The organism is Microbispora sp. NPDC049125, from assembly GCF_040802045.1.
Lineage (GTDB): Bacteria > Actinomycetota > Actinomycetes > Streptosporangiales > Streptosporangiaceae > Microbispora.
Genome location: NZ_JBEZDW010000030.1, coordinates 1 through 20511 on the forward strand (window position 1 = coordinate 1; position 20511 = coordinate 20511).

The following is a 20511-nucleotide window of genomic DNA, read 5'->3' on the forward strand; positions in this document are numbered from 1 at the left end:
ACCTGCTACTGCCAAGGCTGCCCCATCCCCGCCGACATGACCGAAGTCGACCACGTCCACGGCTGGATCGACCACGGCACCACCGACCTCGACCTGCTCGCCCCCGCCTGCACCCACCACAACCGCGACAAATTCCACCACTCCCACCGCTACACCACCCACCGCAACCCCGACGGCACCTGGACCCTCCTCCACCACCCCAAACGCCACCACCACATACCCACACGCCACCGCTAACCCCCGCGACCTTGCCCCCCACGACGCCACCCAACCCCGAACAACAGCGGGCACACCCACACCGCCACGGATCATCGCCGGCCCCAAGGAGCCCGACACCGGCACCGCTGCCGACCCCTGAAGGACTTACAGGCACGCCCACTTAGAAGTCCCAACAAAAATGATCTAGGAATACTGGTGATCATCTACAGGTTGATCACCTGTGTGAGGAAGGGCGAGCAGCCGCCGTGGATCACCCCGGATGAGTTGTGGGCGCGGATCGAACCGTTGTTGCCGGTCTTGCCGCGCCGTACAGATCATCCGGGCCGCAAACGCCTGGACAACCGGAAGGTCCTGTCGGGCATCATGTTCGTGCTCTACACCGGTATTGCCTGGGAGTTCCTGCCGCAAGAGCTGGGTTTCGGCTCGGGGATGACCTGCTGGCGAAGGCTACGGGACTGGCATCAGGCCGGGGTGTGGCAGAAGCTGCACGAACTGCTGCTGGACGAGCTGCATGCCACGGGCAAGCTTGACCGGTCCAAGGCGGTGATCGACAGCTCCCACATCCGGGCGCTGAAGGGCGGCCCAAAAAACAGGGCCGAGTCCGGGCCCGCGCAGCCTCACAACCGGGATCTCAGCACGTCGATCTCACAGCCCGGCGCGAACGGGTCGAAGCCGTGCTCAACCAGCCAGCGAACATTCAACAGGCTTCGCAACGACCACCACGCGCGGATCACGGCGAGGTCGACGTCGGTGCCGTAGCCGGCGACGACGTCACCGAGATGCTCCTCGTGTCCGAGCGTCAAGGTGGCGAGGTCGTACAGGGCATCACCTTGGCCCGCCTCGGACCAGTCGATGATGCCCGTGATCCCGTCGCCGTCGACGAACACGTGATCGATCTGCAGGTCGCCGTGCGTGAAGACCGGTGTCCACGGCCGGAGCGCGGCCTCGGCGATCTGGCGGTTGCGGGTGACCAGGTCGGCGGGCAGGACGCCGTTCGTCACGAGCCACTCGCACTCGCCATCGAGATCCGCCGCCAACTCGTCGAAGCCCCGGCCGGCCTGGCCGGGCCTGGGCGGCAACGGCGCGTCGTGCAACCTCCGGATGGCGGCGCCCGCCGCGGCCCACGCTGCCGGGGACGCGGTCGACGACTCACCGAGACGGCCGAGCGCCGTCCCCGGGACTGCGGCGATCGCGAGCACCGGCGGCTTGTGCCACAGGACCTTCGGGGTCGGGACCGGCGCCAGGGCCATCGTCTCGACCTCGACCTCGATGCGCGCCTGATCGGCGTCCACCTTCAGGAACACGTCGCCGACGCGCAGGGTCGCGCGCTCGGAATGGGCGACGACCATTTTGACCTCATCCATGGGCGACCAGTATCCCGGGTTGATCGTCGACGTCACCGGGTTTATCGCGTGCGATTGCGCGGCTGACCGCGTCCCGCTACCAAGCGGCCTCGTGCGCGACACCGACCGCTGACCAGGTCAAGTCCACCACTTTTGTCAGGAGGCCTTAGCGACCGCCGGTCCGCTGAGCGTCCTCGGAGCACGGAGGTCAGGTGGCGCAGACGTCCCGGTAGGGGGCGTCGCCGAATCGCGCCTGCCACTCCGCGGGTGACAGGGTCCTGCCCGCCCGCCGGCACACGGCGGAGGCGATCCGGCCGGGATCGACCGGAGTCTCCCGCAGCATCCCGGCGTCGTCGATGGACAGCAGGGCGGTCCCGTCGGCCGTGAACACGGCGTCGGCGACGCGCTCATGGTGCACGGCGAGCGGCGCGCCCAGCCGGCGTTCGCTTCGGAGATCGAAGAGATGGATGAGATGATCCTCCCCGGCCACTGCGGCGAGGTCCGCCACGGGGGAAACGGCCAGCCTCTCCACCGTCTCGGCCGGGCCGCGCAGAGTCTGTCCCACCCGCCGCCCTTCCGCGATGTCCCAGCGCGTGAGCCGGGCGGCCTTATCCGCGATCACCATGGTGACCCCGTCCCTCTCGAACGCGATCCGGTCGCCGGCCGGCATGGTCAGCTCGTACGCCTTGCCCAGGGGTCTGCCGGTGACCGCGTCGTGCACTCGGTAGCCGCTGCCGACGGCCACGATCCTCGCTCCGTCAGGCGTGAAGCCGATGGCGGACAGGGACGCGTACGGCACCGCCCACTGCCGACGCCCCGACCGGGGGTCCCATACCTCCAGGCGGGTGGCCTGTTTCCGGTCGTCCGCGACCTTCACCGCGAGGCGGGTGCCGTCCGCGCTGAAGTCGAGCGCGGTCACCCGTGAGCCGGGGACGGCGAAGCGGGCGACCCGCCGCCGCGAGGAGGTGTCCCAGACCGAGACGGTCGCGCTGCCGGGACTGGTGTACGCGGCGAGGAACCGGCCGTCGCCGCTGAGGACCATCCCGGAGACGTGGTCGTCACCGGCCTGCCTCAGATCGAGCTGCGCCCCCACGGGGCGTCCGGTGTGCGGCTCCCGGAGTTGGATCAGGTCCGTCCCACGTTCGTGCGTGGCGAGCCACCGGCCGTCCGGGCTGAAGGCCGCCTGCATTCCCCTCGGCCCGATCGGCGAGGGCGGCGCGGTGAGGGCACTCACGTCAAGCGCCACGACGGTGTCCTCGCTCAGGTACCGGAGCGTGCGCCCGTCGGGGTCGAACGCGGCCGCGGGCGTGACCGATGAGATGGCGCGGGTGGTGAGCAGGGTCCAGTCGTCCGTCCTCCACAGTTGGAGGCCGGCTTCATTGACGCTGGCCAGGAGTCGCCCGTCGAGGCTCGGCACGAGCGCTCCTCCGTTCCAGCGGTCGCCATCCCCGATGATCACCTTTTTCGGGGGGCGGAGGGCGGAGTCGAGACGGTGGAGGTATCCGGAGTATCCCGCGAAGACGGTCTGGCCGTCCGGGCTCAGCGCCACCCGCGGTGGGCATTGGCAGACCCTCTTGGTCGCCCGCAGCTTGCCGTCCGGCAGGCTCCAGCGCTGGAGCCCGTCGAAGCCGAATCCGGTGATCATGAACTTCCCTGTGGGGTCCACGGCGGCGTCGCCCGCCTGGGCCCCGGTCCTCCGTCCCGTCCGCAGGTCCCAGATCGACATCCCCTGCCCCTGGCTGACCAGGACGTAGCGGTCCTGGCCCTCGAAATCCAGCTCGAAGTCATACAGGCCGGACTGGGGGAAGAGCTGGGTCCTGGCCACCCTGCGGCCCGTCGCGAGCTCCCAGACCGTGACGTCCAGGTCCGTGCCGATCGCGAGGAGGCGGCCGCTGGGACTGAGAACGGCGCGGCGGAGCCGGAGCTCGGCCATGCCGAGGTTCGGAATCCGCCGCGTCAGGCTCCGTCCGCGCAGGTCCCACACCCGGATGGCGTCGTCCCCGATGCTCACCAGCGTCCGCCCGTCCCTGCTGAGCGCCCTGAGCGTCTCCGCGGAGTCCGCGGGGTCGGAGAAGGCCGCGATCTCCATCTGGGCGAACGCGTCCGACAGCCCGGCCCGGGTCTCGGGCTGCGGCGCGACCCGCCAGGCCGCCACGTTGAGCAACATGGCCTGAACCGGGTCGGTCGACCTGAGCGAGCCCGCGACCGCCACCATGTCGCGCGCCACCGCCGTGTCACGTTGCTCGGCGATCCTGCGGCTCTGGTAGACCGACAGGCCGCCGCCGGAAAGGGCCAGCACCAGCAGTACGGCCAGGGCGGCGGTGAGCAGGCGGCGTCGTGTGGCCCGGCGGCGTGCCGTGCCCGCCGAGGCGTCGAGGAAGGAGCGCTCCAGCGGGCTCAGCACCAGATGGCGGCGCTCGGCCGCGGCCCAGCGCATCGCCGCCTCCAGGCGGGTGCCGTGGAGTACGTCGCCGTCACGACGGCCGTCCCCGTCCCACTGGCGCGCCGCCATCTGGACCACCCGGTATTCCGGGAGCCCGGCGCGGTCGTCCTCCACCCATGCCCGGAGGCGGGGCCAGGCGGTGAGCACTCCGGGCCGGGCCAGCCTGAGAACGCCGTCGTGCGTGGCCAGCACGTAGCCGAAGACCTCCAGGACGCGCCGGAGGTCCGCCTCCTCGCCCGCCGGTCTGCCGTCGAGCAGTTCCCGCAGGGGCATGCCGCACGGCACGAGCTCCCCGTCCTGCCCGGCCGTGACCAGGCGTAGGAAGATCTCCGGTACGAGCATCCGCTGGGCCGGGGTGAGTGCTTCGTAGGCGTCCTCGGCGAGCGCGCCGAGTGAGGCCTCGCCACCGCCGGCGAGCAGGCTCGCCTCGGCCCCCGCCCTGGCGAGCAGCGCCGGGCCGGACGCGGGAAGCGGCTCCGTCCCGGCTCCGGCGTCGCCGGTGCGGCCGGTGACCAGCGCCAGCAGCAGGTCCCGGGCGGACGGCCGGGCGTCGGCCTCCTTGCTCAGGGCGGCGGCGACGAGCGACCTCATGGACGTGGGGACGGCATCGAGGTCGGGGTCGGCCGACAGGACCCGGTGCATGACCCCGCCGAGTGTCTCCGCGCTGAACGGATCCGTTCCGGTCGCGGCGAACAACATGACGCCTCCCCAGGCGAACACGTCGGCCGCCGTCCCCGCGCGCTGCCCGGTGAACACCTCCGGCGCCATGTAGGTGGGTGTCCCCCGGACCAGCCCCGTCGAGGTGAGCGACATCTCCAGGGTCCGCGCCACGCCGAAGTCGATGACACGCGGGCCGTCCGCGCCGAGCAGCACGTTGTCGGGCTTGAGGTCCCGGTGGACGACTCCCGCCTCGTGGATCGCCGTCAGCGCGGCCGCGACCGCCACGCCGAGCCGATACACCTCGTCTTCCGAGAAGGAGCGGCCCTCCCGTACCGCCTCGCGCAGGCTCGGCCCCTCCACGAACTCGCTCACGATGTACGGCCGGGGGGCGTCCAGGTGGGCGTCGAGGACCCTGGCCGTACAGAACGGCGCCACCCTGCGTGCGGCCGCGGCCTCCCGGCCGAACCGGTCGGCCAACTCGGGGTCGTCACCGGCGTCCCCGTGCAGGACCTTGATCGCCACCCGGCGGCCGTCGTCGCCGTAGGCCTCGTAGACCACCCCCTGACCGCCATGGCCCACGCGGCCGGCGAGCCAGTAGCCGCCGAGGCGCTGTGGATCCTCAGGCAGGAGCGGTGTCGCGCTCATAAGGCCCTCTCTGTCCGTCCGGGCGTTCCCGGCTTTAGATGCCGGTCGTGGACGAAAGGTTGCCTGAAGGCGTCAGAGGGTGGCGGAAGCGCAGGGCCGCAGGCCGACGAGCACCGACTCGACGCCCCACTGAGCCGGCGCCTGCCGCCTCCTCCGGCGTAGCCGACGATATCCTCTTGCGTGAGGAGGACATCGCCGCTTACGAAGCACGACACCCCGCGCAGCCAGTGCTGTGAGGCTCCCAACAATCAGGACGGGAATCATGACAATCACTGTGGGAATCAATGGCTTCGGCCGCATTGGCCGTAGTTATTTCCGTGCTCTGCTCACGTCCGGCGCCGACATCCGCGTGGCCGCGGTCAACGACCTGGCCAGCGCGCAGACCCTCGCGAACCTGCTGAAGTACGACAGCGTGTACGGGCCGCTGCCGCAGCAGGTCGTGGTGGAAGGCTCGTCCATCAAGGTCGGGGACACCGTGGTCGAGGTCCTCAGCGAACGCGACCCCGCGCAGTTGCCCTGGCGCCGCCTCGGAGTCGACGTCGTCATCGAGTCGACAGGCGTGTTCAACGACGCCGCCAAGGCCCGGGCGCACATCGACGCCGGGGCCTCGAAGGTGGTCGTCTCAGCCGCGGCGAAGAACGCGGACCTCACTCTTGTCATGGGTGTCAACGACGACCTGTACGACCCCGAGAAGCACACGATCGTCTCCAACGCCTCGTGTACGACGAACTGCCTGGCCCCCATGGCCCGGGTGCTCGATGACGCGCTCGGCATCGAGTGCGGCACCATGACCACGATCCACGCATACACGCAGGACCAGAACCTGCAGGACGGCCCGCACCCCGACCCCCGGCGCGCCCGCGCGGCCAACCTCAGCACCATCCCGACCACCACCAATGCCGCCAGTGCGATCGGCCTCGTGCTCCCGAGCCTGAACGGCAAGCTCGACGGGTACTCGGTGCGGGTTCCCGTCCCCGTCGGCTCGCTGACCGACCTGACCGTCCGGGTGGCCCGCGACACGACGGTGGAGGAGGTCAACTCGCTGTTCCGCAAGGCGGCGGACGGCGAACTGGCGCGGATCCTGCGCTACACCGCGGACCCGGTCGTCTCGGCGGACATCGTCGGGGACCCGGCGTCGTGCATCTTCGACTCCCTCCTCACGCAGGTCCTCGAGGGCCGCCACGTGCACATCTTCGGCTGGTACGACAACGAGTGGGGATTCTCCAACCGCCTCATCGACACGACCCAGTTGGTCGGCGGCGCGACCGCGTGACGTACCGCGTCGCCGGAGTCACCGGCGAGGCGCATCACCACCCTGTCGAGTTGTCCGACGGTGGCCGGTGTGCTCACTCGGCGCTCTCCTGCCCGGCGGAGGGGGCGGCCTCGGAAGAGTCGTCGCCCCCGTCCTGCCGCATCAGTTCGGCGAGTTTGAACGCCTCCTCGATGAGCGTCTCGACGATCTTCGACTCGGGTACGGTCCTGACGACCTCGCCCTTGACGAAGATCTGCCCCTTGCCGTTGCCGGAGGCGACGCCGAGGTCCGCTTCCCTGGCCTCCCCGGGGCCGTTCACCACGCACCCCATGACGGCCACGCGCAGCGGGATGTCCATGCCCTTCAGCCCGGCCGTGACCTCTTCGGCCAGCTTGTAGACGTCGACCTGGGCGCGCCCGCAGGAGGGGCAGGACACGATCTCCAGGCCGCGCCGCTTGAGGTTCAAGGACTCCAGGATCTGGAGGCCGACCTTGACCTCCTCGGCGGGCGGCGCGCTCAAGGAGACGCGGATGGTGTCGCCGATGCCCTGGGACAGCAGCGCGCCGAACGCGACAGCCGACTTGACGGTCCCCTGGAAGGCGGGGCCCGCCTCCGTCACACCGAGGTGCAGCGGATAGTCGCACTGCGCCGCGAGCTGCCTGTACGCCTCGATCATGACGACGGGGTCGTTGTGCTTGACGGAGATCTTGATGTCCCGGAAGTCGTGCTCCTCGAACAGCGACGCCTCCCACAGCGCGCTCTCGACCAGCGCCTCCGGGGTAGCCTTGCCGTGCTTCTTCAGCAGACGGCGGTCGAGCGAGCCCGCGTTGACCCCGATGCGGATCGGAGTGCCGTGATCCTTGGCGGCCCGCGCGATCTCGCGGACCTTGTCGTCGAACTGCTTGATGTTGCCCGGGTTGACGCGCACGGCCGCGCAGCCGGCCTCGATGGCGGCGAACACGTACTTCGGCTGGAAGTGGATGTCCGCGATCACCGGGATCTGCGACTTGCGCGCGATCGTCGGCAGGGCGTCGGCGTCGTCCTGGGTGGGGCAGGCGACGCGGACGATCTGGCAGCCGGACGCGGTGAGCTCGGCGATCTGCTGGAGGGTCGCGCCGATGTCGGACGTGCGGGTCGTGGTCATGGACTGGACCGAGATCGGGGCGTCGCCGCCCACGGGTACGGTCCCTACGTGGATCTGGCGGCTGGTACGTCGTCGGGCCAGCCTCGGCGGCACCGTCGGTACTCCGAGAGCGACAGGCATGACAGTCCCCAAGATGGTCGGCCGGTCCGGGCGGACCGGGTTGTGGCTGATGGCTGCGTGCCGTTGAGAGCTGTGAAAGTGCTGGGATGCCCGGTGTCAGCCGACGGCGAGGGAGGCGGTGGCTCCCTGCCGGGCCTGCCATCCGGAGGGCAGGGCCTCCAGCAGCGCGTGGGTGAGATGGCGGGGGGTGAGGCCGCTGGCCTCCAGGACGTCGGCCCGTGAGCCGTGGTCGAGGAAGCGCTGCGGGATGCCGAAGACGTGCACCGGCAGGCCCGGCTTGGCGTCGTTCAGCGCCTGGGCGACGCGCGCGCCGGCGCCGCCGACCCGGCCGCTGTCCTCGACCGTGGCGACCAGCAGGTGATCGAGGGCGAGCCCGGTCAGCTCGGGCGGCACCGGCTTGATCCAGCGGGGGTCCACGACGGTGACGCCGACGCCCCGCCCCGCCAGCCGTTCGGCGACGTCGAGGCAGGTGGCGGCCATGGCGCCGACGGAGACCAGGAGGATGTCGGGACGCTCGCCGCGGTGCAGGACGTCCAGCTCGGCGTGGACGTCCACGGCCGGGATGTCGGCTCCGCTGGAGCCCTTGGGGAAGCGCAGGGCGGTGGGGCCGTCGTCGCAGGCCACGGCCTCCCGCAGGGCGCGGCGCAGGGTGGCGGCGTCGCGTGGAGCGGCCAGCCGCAGGCCGGGAACCAGGTTCAGCAGCGACAGATCCCACATGCCGTTGTGCGAGGGGCCGTCGTCGCCGGTCACGCCGGCCCGGTCCAGGACGAACGTGACCGGGGCGAGGTGCAGGGCCACGTCCATCAGGAGCTGGTCGAAGGCCCGGTTGAGGAAGGTGGCGTACAGCGCGACGACCGGGTGCACCCCGCCGAGGGCCAGCCCCGCGGCGGCGGTCACGGCGTGCTGTTCGGCGATGCCGACGTCGATCACGCGCTCGGGGTGGCGGCGGGCGAACTCGCCGAGCCCGGTCGGGTCGAGCATGGCCGCGGTGATGGCGACCACGTCCGGCCGGTCGGAGGCGAGGTCGGCCAGCTCCCTGCCGAACACGGACGTCCAGCTGGGTGCGTCCCCCGCTTTCCGGGCGGAGGCGGCGCGCACGGCGTGGAAGCGGTCCGTGTCGTCCTGCTCGGCGGGAAGGTGGCCGCGGCCCTTCTCGGTGACGCAGTGCACCACCACGGGCCTGCGCAGGGCGACGGCCTCGCGCAGCGCCGTCTCCACGGCCTCGATGTCATGGCCGTCCACCGGGCCGACGTAGGCGAGCCCCAGGCTCTCGAACAGGGCTTGCGGGGCGTCGCCCGCGCGCAGGTCGGCGAGGTGCCCGGCGACGGCGCCGGCGGTGGGGGCGTAGGAGCGGCCGTTGTCGTTGAGGACCACGACGACGGGGCGTTCGGGGGCCGCCGCGATGTTGTTGAGGGCTTCCCAGGCCATGCCCCCGGTGAGCGCTCCGTCGCCGAGCACGGCGACCACGGCGCGGTCGTTCCGCCCGAGCAGGGCGTTGGCGCGGGCGAGGCCGTCGGCCCAGGACAGGGAGGTCGAGGCGTGCGAGTTCTCGATGACGTCGTGCTCGGACTCGGCGCGGCACGGGTAGCCCGACATGCCGCCGGTGCGGCGGAGCGTGGCGAGGGCTTCGGTGCGGCCGGTGAGGATCTTGTGGACGTAGGCCTGGTGGCCGGTGTCCCACAGGATCTTGTCGCGGGGGGAGTCGAAGACGCGGTGCAGGGCGATGGACAGTTCGACGACCCCGAGGTTGGGGCCGAGGTGGCCGCCGTTGGCGGTGCAGGTGTCCACCAGCAGCCGCCGGATCTGCGGCGCCAGTTCGCGGGCCGCGCTCGGGGACAGGGCGCGCAGGTCCTCCGGCCCCCGGATCTCCTCCAGGCGTGGCATGGCGCACCCCTCTTTCTCCAGCGGTGGATTCATCGCACCCCACCGGGTACGGGAGAGATCTCGCCGGCCAGCGGTGTCTGCGGGACGCGGCCGGTGACCGGGTCGGCCAGCCGGCCGGGCATGGAGAACACGACGTCCTCGGCGATGCCCCGCTGGAGCTCCACCTGGTCGAAGCCGAGCTCGGCGAGCCGGGCGACGAGCCCGTCGACGAGGATCTCCGGGGCACTGGCCCCGGCGCTGATGCCGACCGACGACACGTCCTTCAGCCAGGCCGCATCGAGGTGCCGTTCGTCGGGCACCAGATGGGCGGCGGCGCCGTGGTCGCGGGCCACCTCGACCATGCGCAGCGAGTTGCTGGAGTTGTGCGAGCCGACGATCAGGACCAGGTCGTTGTCGCGTGCGAGGTCCTTGACGGCGTTCTGCCGGTTCTGGCTGGCGTAGCAGATGTCGTCGCCGGGGGTGACCAGGTCGGTGAAGCGGGCGCGCAGGGCCTCGACGACGCGCTCGGTCTCGTCGAACGACAGGGTGGTCTGGGTGAGGACGGCGACCGGGGTGTCGCCGGGCAGGCCGAGGCGCCGTACGTCGTCCTCGGTCTCGATGACGACGATCCGGTCGGGGGCCTCGCCGAGGACGCCCTCGATCTCCTCGTGGCCCTCGTGCCCGACGAGGAGGATGGTGCGGCCGTCGCGGGCGAAGCGCACCGCTTCCTGGTGGACCTTGGAGACCAGCGGGCAGGTGGCGTCGATGACTTCGAGCTGCCGGCCGGCGGCGGCGGAGCGCACACCGGGGGAGACGCCGTGCGCGGAGAAGACACAGACCGCGCCCTGCGGGACCTCCTCCTCGCTGTCGACGAAGATCGCGCCGCGCTTTTGCAGCTCCGAGACGATGTAGTGGTTGTGCACGATCTCCTTGCGCACGTACACCGGTGCCCCGTGCAGGTCCAGCGCCCGCTCGACGATGCCGATGGCGCGCCGTACGCCCGCGCAGAAGCCGCGCGGCTGGGCCAGGACGACGTTCCGCTCGCTCACGCCGCGTCACCCCCGGCCGGTGCTTGGACGGCGGAGGCAATCCGGCGCGGGGTGCGTGCGTTCAGCCTCAGGCGCAGCCGGCGCGGGTGGTAGATGGTGGCCAGCGGGACAGGGCGGATGTCCATGCCGGGCTCGCAGGTGACCCGCCAGCGGCCGAGGATGGTGGCGAGCCCCAGGGTGGCCTCGGTGCGTGCGTAGAGGTCGCCGATGCACTTGCGGGCGCCGGTGCCGAATGGCACGTAGGCGTGGCGGGAGGCCGGCGCGATACGGTCCGGGAGCCAGCGGTCGGGGTCGAACTTCTTGGGGTCGTCGAAGGCGTCCTCGTAGTTGGCGACCGCGGCGGGACTGAAGACGACGGTGGAGCCGGTGGGCAGCCGGCGGCCCGCGAGTTCGGTCGGTGAGGCGGTGAGGCGGGTGAACAGCCAGGCCGGCGGATGCAGTCGCAGCGCCTCGGAGATGATCCGGTCGGCCAGGGAGAGGCTCGGCAGGTCGTCCCACCGCGGGGCGCGGCCGCCGAGGACGGTGTCGATCTCGTCGTAGAGCGCGGCCTCGATCTCCGGATGCTGGGAGAGGAGGTAGAAGACCCAGGTGAGGGTGCCGGCGACGGTCTCGGTGCCGGCCGCCATGACGGTGATGACCTGGTCGTGGATCTCCTTGTCGCCCAGCCGGCCGCCGTCGTCGTCGCGCGAGGCGATCAGGGCGGCGAGCAGGTCGTCGCGCACGATGTCGGAGCTGCGGTAGTCGTCGATGAACCGCTGGGTGGTCTCGTGCAGGAAGTCCAGGTGGCTTCTGTATCGGCGCTGGGACGGCAGGGGCAGCCGGCGGATCGAGGCCGGCAGGAACATCTGCCGGAACAGGCCGTTGAGCACGACGTCGAAGGAGGACTCCACCTTCGCCGCCAGCTCGGGGCTGACGGGTGTGGAGTACAGGGTGCGGCCGACCGTGCGCAGGGCCATGCCGTACATCTCCTGGAAGGCGTCGACGACCATGCCGTCCCGCCAGCGCGACGCCGTGTCCTCGATCTCGGCGTGCATGGCCTCGGCGTACCGCTTGAGCTGGCCGCGGGTGAACGCCGACTGCATCAGCCGGCGCTGGCGGCGGTGGTCGGCGAACGGGCAGGTGACCAGGCCGTTGCCGGCGATGTCACGGGCGCGGTCGTAGAAGACGCCGCCCTTGTCGAAGACGCGGTCGTTGGTCAGGACGTGCCGCAGCAGTTCGGGGTGGGTCGGGACGTAGGCCGTGGTGGGGCCGATCTTGATCTCGACCAGGTCGCCGTGGGCCGACAGCGAGGTCATGAAGTTCACGGGGTGACGCATCATCTGAAGGGCGTGACCCACGACGGGGAGCGCCCCGGGCGCCGCTCCCGCCGAGAAGGTGGTCTGCTCGGTCATTCGATTCTCAACTTCCCGTCTCTACTGATCTGTTGACAGCTGTTCCGGTCTGTTGACAGCTGCGCCGCCGCGACGGCCGGGCGCGGGTGCGTGTCGCTGGTTCGTGTCGCCGGCGCGGGGGCCGCTAGTGGGTGGTGCTGCCGAGCTCCTCCAGGTAACCCTGGGCACCGGCGGCCAGGGCGAACTCGGCGTCATAGCGGCCCGAGGAGCGGTGCCAGTCGTAGGAACCGCGGATCACGGTGCGCACGGCGTCGTTGCGGTAGCGCTCCAGGGCCTCGCGCTCGGCCTCGTCGAGCCGGTAGATGTCGCCGACCCGCGGCAGGCAGGACTCCAGCAGGAGGTACTGCTCCAGGCAGGCGCGCACCTCGCTCTGGATGTGGGCGACGCTGCGGGCCTTGGACCAGCCGTGCTCCCGGCGCAGGATCATGACCATGTTGTTCTGCTCGCCGCGGGCCTCTTCCTTCTCCAGCGAGGCGATGTCGTTGAGCAGCAGATTGACGTCGGCGGCGATCTGGAGCATCGCGGAGAGCACGGCGCTGTCGAAGACCCGTTGCGGCACCTCGAAGCGGCCCGCGCGCTCGGCGAGGTCGATGGTCGGCTGTACCCCGATGGTCTGCCGGCGCACAGCCAGGTACTGGGCCGCGGAGTTGTACGGCGTGTCCCAGAAGCGGCTCTCCGCCTCGTCGACGTAGCCGCCGAGGTAGCTGCGCCAGTGCCGGGCGCTGCGCGCGCACCACGCGGGTGTCATGCACTCGCTGGTGCGCCGCCAGATGTCGGCGAAGCCGTGGGCGATGGGAGGCGCGCCGTCCGGGAGGGGGCCGTCCAGGGCCGCCGCGACCGCGTCGGTGAGCTGTTTGGTCTCCTCCGGGTTCTCGCCGCGCGGCCCGTCGAAGAGGTCGTCGAACAGGAAGAACCATGACATCAGGTCGACGCCCAGGTCCAGGTCGGCGCCGGTGGCGTGCGGGTAGAAGCGGGAGGCGAGGTCGGCGTAGCCGCCGCGCAGATGGCGCGTCGCCGCCGCCTCGGACTTGATCAGCCCGAGCGACCGCGGCCAGGCGAGCTGCTCGGCCTCGGCGCGCGCGTGATCCGGGCTCTGCCGGCCCGGCAGGGGTATGTGGAAGTCGACGTCCTGAGGCATGAGGGAGTCCTTGGGAGTGGGTTGCGGAGGGCGGCGGCATGGTGGTGCCCTGGCGGGGTGCTGCGCTGATCGGAGAGTCAGAGGTCAGAAGTCAGGGGTCAGAAACGGGCATACGAGTACGGGGACCGGCTCGGGCTCAGACCTCCCGGTCGACGACGAACCGCCCGAGCGCGAGGAGCTCGTCCCGCGCGCCGGCGTCCAGCTCCACATCGCGCAGCGCGTCCATGGCCAGCCCCATCCGCCGGGCGGCCTCTGCCAGCGCCCAGTCCCGGCCGCCGGCGCCCTCGATCAGGCCGGCCACGCGCCGCAGCTCCTCCTCGTCGGGTTCGCCAGGGGTGGTGAACCAGGCGGCCAGCTCGCCGCTGAGCGGGCCGTCCTGGTTCAGCGCGTGGCTCACCGGCAGGGACTTCTTGCGGGAGCGCAGATCGGAGTGGACCGGCTTGCCGGTGACGGCCGGGTCGCCCCAGATGCCGAGAACGTCGTCGACGAGCTGGAAGGCGATGCCGACCTGGTCGCCGTAGAGCGCCAGCGCGTCCACCGTCGCCTCCGGCGCCCCGGCGAGGACGGCGCCGATCGCGGCGCTCGCCGACAGCAGCGCGCCGGTCTTGCCGGCGGCCATGTCGACGCACTCCTCGACCGTGACGTGTGAGCGCTCTTCGAAGGACAGGTCCTGGACCTGGCCGCGGATCAGATGCCGGGTGGTGCGCGCCAGCAGCCGGGCGGCGGGCGCCGCCGTCGGCAGCCCGGTGTCCAGCAGCACCTCCTGGGCGAGCGCCAGCATCGCGTCGCCGGTCAGGATGGCGCTGGAGGCACCCCACAGCTTCCACACCGTGCACCGGTGGCGGCGCTCCTCGTCGCCGTCCATCAGATCGTCGTGCACCAGGGAGAAGTTGTGCACGAGCTCCACGGCGACGGCGCCGGGCAGCGCGACCTCCGGCGGTGCGCCGACCGCCTCGGCCGACAGCAGCGCGAGCGCCGGCCGTACGGCCTTGCCGGCGTCGGCGCTGGTGGGCGCGCCGCCGGCGGTGATCCAGCCGAAGTGGTAGGCCGCCTGGTGACGTGAGCGGTGGTCGAGCCTGTCGACGGCGGCGCGCAGCGCCGGGGTGATCGCGACCCGGCTGTGGCTGAGGCAGGCGGGAGCGGTGCTCATAAGGCGGCCTCCGCACGCCAGGGGTCGGACGGGTCGTCGAAGATGCTGACGACCTGGCGCATGATGCGCCGTTCGGCCGGGTCGAAGGGCTGCTTGGCGTGGACGGTGCCGAGCTGGTCCCACATGACGATGTCGCCGGGCTGCCAGGTGTGGGCGTAGGTGTGCTGGGGCTTGCCCGCGTGCGACAGCAGTTCGTCGAGCAGCTTGCGGCTCTCGTCGGGGGCGAGGTCCACGATCCGCTTGGTGTTCAGGGTGCTGATGTAGACCGACCGGCGGCCGGTGCGCGGATTGCGGGCGATCATCGGGTGGACGGTGGAGGTGCCGTCCTCGGGCTGGATCCGTTCGGTGTTCTCGCCGAGGGACACCTCGCCCTGGAGCTCCTCCTCGATGGTCTCCTCGTATCCGGTGCGCAGGGCGTGGCGGACCCGGTAGGAGTGCAGGCGCCGGCGCTCTTCGGGTGGCAGCGACTCGTACAGGGCGTACATGTCGGTGAAGAGGGTCTCCCCGCCGCCGGAGGACGGCACTTCCAAGGCCTCCAGGAAGCCGACCTGGGAGACGCGGGGGCGGAAGGAGTAGTCGGTGTGCCAGCCCATCCACCCGGCGTCGCCGACGCCGATCTTGCGGCCGTTCTCCACCAGGTTGGAGACGATCAGGATCTCGTTGTGGTCGGGGTGGGCGCCGCTGGTCAGACCGGTCTTCGGGATGTACCCGAAGCGGCGGCCGAAGGCCAGGAACTCCTCGTAGGAGGGGGTCTCGTGGCCGCGGAAGACGAGTACGAGATGCACGTCGAGCGCCGCCCAGATCTCCTCGCACAGAGTCTTGTCCATGTCGCCGGTGACATGGACGCCGTGCACGACGGCGCCGAGAGGGGCGCCGGGGATCGGCGTTACGTCCATGGGCGTTGCCGCCTTTCACAGAAGGGTCGGGGTGGTCAGCGCAGGTCGAGGCCGGCGAGACCGCCCGCCTCGCGCCAGCGCCTGAGGATGTTCACGAACTCCACCGAGCCGCCGCCGTAGCTGGAGTTGAGCACGGGCATTCCGCGCGGGTCGCCCTCGTTGTTGTAGAGGCCGGGCGTGCAGTTCTCGAGGAAGTCGAGGTCGTTGGCGGCGAGCCGGAGGATCTCCTCGACCCATTCCTTCTCGCCGACCTCGGAGGCCTCCACGATCCGGTGGCCGCGCTCCTCGACGCACTTGACGATGTGCGCGAGGTGCCGGGTCTGCTCGCCCAGCATGTAGGCGATGTTGACGTGCCGGCCGGCCTGGACCTTGGACAGGATGAAGCAGTTGGGGAAGCCGTGCACCTGGAGCCCGTGCAGGGTGTGCGCCCCGTCCGCCCACTTCTCCGACAGCCTCACGCCGTCGCGGCCGATGATGTCGTAGCCGGCGCGGTCGGTGTACGGGACGGCGAACTCGTGCTCGTAGCCGGTGGCGAAGATCAGGCAGTCGACCGGGTACTCCCGGCCGTTCGCGACCACCCCGGCCGGGGTGAGCCGCTCCACGCCCTGCCCCTGGGTGTCGACCAGGGTCACGTTGGGCCGGTTGAAGGTCTGGAGGTAGCCGTCGTGGAAGCAGGGCCGCTTGCAGTACACGCGGTAGTAGGGCTTGAGGGCGGCGGCGGTCGCGGGGTCGGTGACGACGCTGTCGATGCGGGCGCGCAGCTCCTCCATCTTGAGGAAGTCCGCACGCTCGGCCGCGAGCGCCCGCTCCTTCGGGTCGCCCCCGGTGTCGCCGGTGGGCAGGATCGCGGCGGCCAGCTTGGCCGTGGTCTGGGTCCAGCGGTCCTGGACCAGGTCCACGTCCTGCGGGATACCGGAGGTCAGCGCGTGGAAGTTCTCCATCCGGCGCTGCTGCCAGCCCGGTTCGAGGCTGTCCGCCCAGTCGGGCGGGGTGGGCCGGTTGCCGCGGACGTCGACCGCGGCCGGGGTGCGCTGGAAGACGATGAGCCGCTCGGCCCACTCGGCGAGGTGCGGGGCGAGCTGGATGGTCGTCGAGCCGGTGCCGATGAGGCCGACCGTCTTGTCTCTCAGCTTGACCAGGCCGCCGGTGCTGTCGCCGCCGGTGTAGTCGAAGTCCCAGCGGCTGGTGTGGAAGGAGTGCCCGGCGAACGTCTCCAGGCCCGGCAGCCCCGGGAGTTTGGGGCGGTGCATCAGGCCGATCGACATGGCCACGTACCGGGCCCGGATCAGATCCCCGCGGTCGGTGCTCACCAGCCACCTCCCGGCGGCCTCGTCCCAGCGCAGCTCGGTCACGGTGGTCTGGAAGAGGGCGTCGCGGTAGAGGTCGTACCTGCGGGCGATCCGCTGGAGGTGGGCGAGGATCTCGGGCCCGGTGGAGTACTTCTCGGTGGGGATCGTGCCGATCTCTTCGAGCAGCGGCATGTAGATGTAGCTCTCGACGTCGCACCGGACGCCGGGGAAGCGGTTCCAGTACCAGGTGCCGCCGACGTCGCCGGCCTCGTCGATCAGCCGGATGCGCTGCAGTCCGGTCTCCATGCGCAGATGGGCGCCGGTCAGCAGGCCGCCGATGCCGGCGCCGACGACGGCGACGTCCACCTCGTCGGTGAGCGGCTCGCGCTCCCGCCGCTCGGTGTAGGGGTCCCGCGCGTAGCGGCTGAAGTCACCGTGCGCGAACTGGTAGGTGCGGCCGACGCTGCGCTTGTCGCGTTCCTGCCGGTATTTCTCCCTCACGGCTTCCAGGTCGATGGTCAGTGCTTCATCGCTACGGTCGTCGCTTTCTGCGCAGGCCACAGCTCCTCCTCGGGAGAAGGGGACGGAAGGGAGACATGACGCCATACCTCGTCGAACTGATCGCGCAGCCGCAGCGGGGCGTCGGAGTTGCTGAAGAGATAGAAGCGGTCGGAGCCGAGGGCCTCCCACACGAGCCCGGCGACGTCCTCGGCGCTCACCGTGGTGTCGCCGCCCGCGCCGCGCGGGGCCGTCAGGCCTTGGACCATGGGGGTGTCGACCCGGCCGGGACACAGCACCGACACCCGGACCGCGGTGCCCCGCAGATCGGCGCGCAGACTGCGGGCGACCGCGAGGTCGGCGTGCTTGGAGGCGGCGTAGGCGGCGCTGCCGGCGCCGACGACGAAGGCGGACATCGACGCGGTGTGGATCAGATGGGAGGGCCGGCCGCGCTCCAGCAGCCGGGGGACGAAGGCGCGGGCCACCAGGACATGCGCCCAGTGGTTCACCTCGAAGACCTGCCGCATCCGCTCCAGTGGCACCTCCCACAGGGGCTGTCCCACGGGGCCGAGGACCCCGGCGTTGTTGCACACCACGTCGATGTCGCCGAGCAGGCCGAACGCCGTGTCCGCGAGCCGTTCGACGGCGTCCGGGTCGGTCAGGTCGGCGGTCACCGCCGTGACCCGAGCGCCCTGCGCGGTGAGTTCGGCGGCCCGGCGGTGCAGCGCGTCGCCTTCGACGTCCGCCATGACCACGACGGCGCCGGCCCGCGCGAAGCGGGCGCTGAGGGCGAGGCCGATGCCGCTGGCCGCGCCGGTCACCACGGCTGTCCTTGTCCGAAACTGCACTTGGCTGCCTCCGCTTCCGCGTGCGGGTACGCCGAAGGACGGCGCGCCGTTGCCAACGAGAAGGTCTGGATCAGATCGCGCCGTTCGAGGGACGCGGGTGTCAGCTGGGGTCGGGGAGCTTCAGGCTGATCACGAGAACGGTCCCCGTGAAACACATCAGCAGGGCGAGCACGAGCACGGCCGCCGGCATCGTCGACAGCCAACCGGCCAGGGAGACGTAGAGGGTTCCGCCGACGGTCGCGCCAAGCGCGGTCGCCATCTGCTGGCTGGTCACCAGCACACCGCTGCCCATGCCGGCCTGCGCGGGGGGCACGTCGGCGAGGATCGTCCGGAACAGCGTCGGGCCGATCAGCGCCGAGCCGACGCCGGTGAAGCCGATGCCGACGAGCACGAGCACCAAGGAGGGACGCGGCCAGCCGAGCCAGATCGTCAGCGCCAGCAGCAGCAGGCCCGTGCCCAGGACGACGGCGCCCAGGGTGACGATCCGGCCGCCCAGGGCCGCCGCGATCCTCGGGGTGAACAGCGCCACAACGAAGAACGCCCCGGCGAACGGCGTCAGCGTCCCGCCGGAGGCGAGCCCGTCGAAGCCGAAGTGACCCTGCGCGACCAGCGCGTAGACGAACAGGAAGCCGCCGAAGCCGGCCGAGAACGGCACCATCGCCGCCAGCCCTCTGCGCATCCCCGGATGGGACAGCACGGTCGGGGACAGCAACGGTGGGCCGCCCCGCGCCTCCAGCCGGCGTTCGGCCCGCACCAGCGCCAGCGCCCCCACCGCGGCGACCGCGAGCAGCGACCACAGCCACAGCGGCCAGCCCAGGTCGGGGCCCGCCACGACCACGGTCAGGACGCAGACCATGGTGACACCGAACAGCGCGGTGCCCACCGGGTCGAAGCCCGGCTTCGCGCCGGCCCTGGTCGCGGGGACGCGCCGGATGGCCAGCAGCGCGGCCACTCCGATCGGCACATTGATCGCGAAGACCGACCGCCAGCCGATCCCGGCCACGTCCAGCGAGACCAGCAGCCCGCCCAGGATCTGCCCGGTGACCATGCCGAGGGCCGCGGTCGCGCCGTACATGCCGATGGCACGGGCGCGCGCCTGGCCCTCGGTGGCCGCCTGGATCGTCGCCAGCACCTGCGGTACGAGCATGGCGGCGGCGGCGCCCTGCAGCAGCCGGGCCGCGACGAGGAACTCGATGGTCGGGGCGAGTCCGCACAGCGCCGAGGTGACGGTGAACGCCGCGAGCCCGTAGGCGTACAGGCGCCGTCTGCCGAAGGCGTCGCCCAGCCGTCCGCCCAGCACCAGGCCGAGCGCGTAGGTGAGGCCGTAGCCGGACACCACCAGCTCCAGCGCGGCGGGGCCGCCGTGGAGGTCCTCGCTGATCGAGGTCAGCGCCACGTTCACGATGGAGGCGTCCACGATGGACAGGGCGTATCCGGTGAGCACCACCACGAGGGCGATGCCACTGAGCCCCGCGGCGGCCGGTTTCGTGCCGGCCGGGGGCTCCGGTGTCGCGTTGGGCCCCTGCAGAGGGGAAAGGCCCTCGCGTGTCGTCATGCGCTGCCTACCCAGGCGTTCGTGGGGGGACGGTTGAGGCATGTGCGGATTACAACGTCACTCTACGGTGGCGGGGGTGCCGGTGATCTTCGACAGTACTCCCTTGGAGGGATCCTTCGCGGACTCCGGCCAGGGGGTCAGGGCGTTGAACCCGCGGTGCGACGAGGCGGGCTGGATGCGGGTGTCCATCGACATCCGCATGCCGGGCGGGTCCACCGAGACGTTCGGGATGGACTTGTGACACGTGAAGGCGTGGAAGATGATCACGTCGCCCGGTTCCATGGGCGAGAACAGCAGCCGCTCGTCCGCGCCGAACTCCTCCGCCGGGATGCCGCGCACGGGGTGGCCGAAGCGGCGGAAGTTCTCGGTGACGACGTGCTCGCGCGGGCCCTTCTTGTGGCTGCCGTCGGCGACGGCGACCCCACCTATCTCGCGGGTCGTCGCGAGCAGCGGTATCCAGGCGGTGCGGAAGTCCTTGTTCGGGCCGATGTAGAAGCCGTCCTGGTGCAGCGGCGTCAGGAAGCTCGGCTCAGCGGAGCCCGCGGCGGAGGGGTAGTAGCGGATCGTCGTCGACTTGAAGACGAAGACGGGCTCGCCGAAGACCTTCTCCCAGACCTTGAGGGTCGAGGGGTGGTTCCACAGGTCGTCGTACCTGACGTAGTCGTGCATCGCCACCTCGTCGACCGCCTCGAAGGACTCGATGGCGAGGGTGTCGAGCGTGGTGCCGGGGGCGGCGTGGCCGAGTGCGATCAGGCCCTCCAGCATCTGCTCGGCGGCGGTCCGCACGAGTTCACGGTCAAGAGCGCCGCGCAGATAGAGGTAGCCGTGCTCGTCGTAGAACCGGTCGAGGGCCTCACGGTCGTCGAGAAGAGGTGCGCAGTCGACGTACTCGCTGAAAGTTTCCGTCATGGTTCCTTGTCCTCGTGACGTCTGTGCGTGGGGGAGGGAGCGTCATACCTCTGGGCGGGCCGGCGGCTTCGATCGTGCGGCAGGTGCCACCCATGACCA

At 71.1% G+C, this 20511-nt stretch carries 15 protein-coding genes and 1 pseudogene; 3 read left to right on the forward strand and 13 right to left on the reverse strand.

What is annotated here, in order from left to right; translation table 11 throughout:
* The coding region (locus AB0B72_RS28740; protein WP_367742204.1) for an HNH endonuclease at nt 1–237 on the forward strand (237 nt) is incomplete at its 5' end.
* 231 nt (nt 238–468) lie between these two features.
* Nucleotides 469–801, forward strand: a pseudogene (locus tag AB0B72_RS28745) (transposase); the annotation flags it as partial.
* A gap of 35 nt (nt 802–836) precedes the next feature.
* On the opposite strand, the gene AB0B72_RS28750 reads toward AB0B72_RS28745, so the two are convergent.
* Nucleotides 837–1583 (reverse strand): phosphotransferase family protein, encoded by a 747-nt coding sequence (locus AB0B72_RS28750; RefSeq protein ID WP_367742205.1) that lies wholly within the window; start codon nt 1581–1583, stop codon nt 837–839.
* A 187-nt stretch (nt 1584–1770) separates the two neighbouring features.
* Nucleotides 1771–5310 carry a serine/threonine-protein kinase gene (locus AB0B72_RS28755; protein ID WP_367742206.1) on the reverse strand — a complete coding sequence of 1180 codons (3540 nt, stop codon included), beginning with the start codon at nt 5308–5310 and terminating at the stop codon, nt 1771–1773.
* 262 nt (nt 5311–5572) lie between these two features.
* On the opposite strand from AB0B72_RS28755, the gene gap reads away from it, so the two are divergent.
* Nucleotides 5573–6583: a type I glyceraldehyde-3-phosphate dehydrogenase gene (gap, locus tag AB0B72_RS28760; protein WP_367742207.1), complete on the forward strand. Its 1011-nt coding sequence runs from the start codon at nt 5573–5575 to the stop codon at nt 6581–6583.
* 73 nt (nt 6584–6656) lie between these two features.
* Here gap and ispG read toward each other — a convergent pair whose 3' ends face one another.
* The 11 genes from ispG to ptlH form a co-directional block, all read right to left on the reverse strand.
* Nucleotides 6657–7826, reverse strand: a complete 1170-nt coding sequence (gene ispG / locus AB0B72_RS28765; RefSeq protein ID WP_367742208.1) for a flavodoxin-dependent (E)-4-hydroxy-3-methylbut-2-enyl-diphosphate synthase — start codon at nt 7824–7826, stop codon at nt 6657–6659.
* 96 nt (nt 7827–7922) lie between these two features.
* Complete coding sequence (locus AB0B72_RS28770) at nt 7923–9710, reverse strand: 1-deoxy-D-xylulose-5-phosphate synthase (protein ID WP_367742209.1); 1788 nt, start codon at nt 9708–9710, stop codon at nt 7923–7925.
* Nucleotides 9711–9739: 29 nt separating this feature from the next.
* Nucleotides 9740–10738 (reverse strand): 4-hydroxy-3-methylbut-2-enyl diphosphate reductase, encoded by a 999-nt coding sequence (gene ispH, locus AB0B72_RS28775; RefSeq protein WP_367742211.1) that lies wholly within the window; start codon nt 10736–10738, stop codon nt 9740–9742.
* Nucleotides 10735–12129, reverse strand: a complete 1395-nt coding sequence (gene ptlI / locus AB0B72_RS28780) for a pentalenene oxygenase (RefSeq protein WP_367742212.1) — start codon at nt 12127–12129, stop codon at nt 10735–10737. The genes ispH and ptlI overlap by 4 nt, the downstream gene beginning before the upstream one ends.
* A 124-nt stretch (nt 12130–12253) precedes the next feature.
* Nucleotides 12254–13267, reverse strand: coding sequence for a pentalenene synthase (ptlA, locus tag AB0B72_RS28785; RefSeq protein ID WP_367742213.1), 1014 nt, complete (start codon nt 13265–13267; stop codon nt 12254–12256).
* A 136-nt stretch (nt 13268–13403) separates the two neighbouring features.
* Entirely contained in the window at nt 13404–14417 is a 1014-nt protein-coding gene (locus tag AB0B72_RS28790; RefSeq protein ID WP_367742214.1) for a polyprenyl synthetase family protein, read from the reverse strand.
* Nucleotides 14414–15313: a neopentalenolactone/pentalenolactone F synthase gene (gene ptlD, locus AB0B72_RS28795; protein WP_367742215.1), complete on the reverse strand. Its 900-nt coding sequence runs from the start codon at nt 15311–15313 to the stop codon at nt 14414–14416. Before ptlD ends, AB0B72_RS28790 begins: the two co-directional genes overlap by 4 nt.
* Before the next feature lie 35 nt (nt 15314–15348).
* Nucleotides 15349–17163, reverse strand: a complete 1815-nt coding sequence (gene ptlE, locus AB0B72_RS28800) for a neopentalenolactone/pentalenolactone D synthase (protein WP_367742216.1) — start codon at nt 17161–17163, stop codon at nt 15349–15351.
* Nucleotides 17121–17921, reverse strand: coding sequence for a 1-deoxy-11-beta-hydroxypentalenate dehydrogenase (gene ptlF / locus AB0B72_RS28805; protein ID WP_367742217.1), 801 nt, complete (start codon nt 17919–17921; stop codon nt 17121–17123). Before ptlF ends, ptlE begins: the two co-directional genes overlap by 43 nt.
* A gap of 127 nt (nt 17922–18048) precedes the next feature.
* Nucleotides 18049–19503: an MFS transporter gene (locus AB0B72_RS28810; RefSeq protein WP_367742218.1), complete on the reverse strand. Its 1455-nt coding sequence runs from the start codon at nt 19501–19503 to the stop codon at nt 18049–18051.
* A gap of 57 nt (nt 19504–19560) precedes the next feature.
* A complete protein-coding gene (gene ptlH / locus AB0B72_RS28815; RefSeq protein WP_367742219.1) occupies nt 19561–20412 on the reverse strand; it encodes a 1-deoxypentalenic acid 11-beta-hydroxylase in 852 nt (283 codons plus the stop codon).
* Nucleotides 20413–20511 lie beyond the last annotated feature (99 nt).

Coding starts and splice junctions, on each gene's coding strand:
- gap (WP_367742207.1), top strand. CDS start 5,573: ATGACAATCACTGTGGGAATCAATGGCTTCGGCCGCATTGGCCGTAGT.
- ptlD (WP_367742215.1), bottom strand. CDS start 15,313: ATGGACGTAACGCCGATCCCCGGCGCCCCTCTCGGCGCCGTCGTGCAC.
- ispG (WP_367742208.1), bottom strand. CDS start 7,826: ATGCCTGTCGCTCTCGGAGTACCGACGGTGCCGCCGAGGCTGGCCCGA.
- AB0B72_RS28750 (WP_367742205.1), bottom strand. CDS start 1,583: ATGGATGAGGTCAAAATGGTCGTCGCCCATTCCGAGCGCGCGACCCTG.
- ptlA (WP_367742213.1), bottom strand. CDS start 13,267: ATGCCTCAGGACGTCGACTTCCACATACCCCTGCCGGGCCGGCAGAGC.
- AB0B72_RS28770 (WP_367742209.1), bottom strand. CDS start 9,710: ATGCCACGCCTGGAGGAGATCCGGGGGCCGGAGGACCTGCGCGCCCTG.
- AB0B72_RS28810 (WP_367742218.1), bottom strand. CDS start 19,503: ATGACGACACGCGAGGGCCTTTCCCCTCTGCAGGGGCCCAACGCGACA.
- ptlH (WP_367742219.1), bottom strand. CDS start 20,412: ATGACGGAAACTTTCAGCGAGTACGTCGACTGCGCACCTCTTCTCGAC.
- ptlI (WP_367742212.1), bottom strand. CDS start 12,129: ATGACCGAGCAGACCACCTTCTCGGCGGGAGCGGCGCCCGGGGCGCTC.
- AB0B72_RS28790 (WP_367742214.1), bottom strand. CDS start 14,417: ATGAGCACCGCTCCCGCCTGCCTCAGCCACAGCCGGGTCGCGATCACC.
- AB0B72_RS28755 (WP_367742206.1), bottom strand. CDS start 5,310: ATGAGCGCGACACCGCTCCTGCCTGAGGATCCACAGCGCCTCGGCGGC.